At 49.6% G+C, this 276-nt stretch carries 1 pseudogene; it reads left to right on the plus strand.

From position 1 onward, the window contains the following. A pseudogene (locus FDX22_RS31650) lies at positions 1 to 183 on the plus strand (hypothetical protein); the annotation flags it as partial. Between the last annotated feature and the right edge of the window lie 93 nt (positions 184 to 276).

Below are 276 nucleotides of genomic sequence, written 5' to 3' on the forward strand. Positions count from 1 at the left end.
CAGGTATTACTCAGTTTTGGTATCGCTCTGGCGCTGGTACCGCTACTGATTTTTACCAGCAACAGCCAACTGATGGGGGATTTAGTTAATAGCCGTTGGGTAAAACAGGTTGGCTGGGTGATTGTGGTGCTGGTCGTGGCACTGAATATCTGGTTGCTGGTCGGGACCGTGCTCGGATTGTAGCAGGGCTTTCATCCGCTGTGGTTACCCGGTCAAGCCGGGTAACCCTCATGATTATTTTTTATTTAAGTGGCTACGGTAGGTATCAAGTACCAC

The sequence above is a fragment of the Citrobacter sp. TBCS-14 genome (genome assembly GCF_005280805.1).
GTDB classification, from domain to species: domain Bacteria; phylum Pseudomonadota; class Gammaproteobacteria; order Enterobacterales; family Enterobacteriaceae; genus Citrobacter; species Citrobacter gillenii.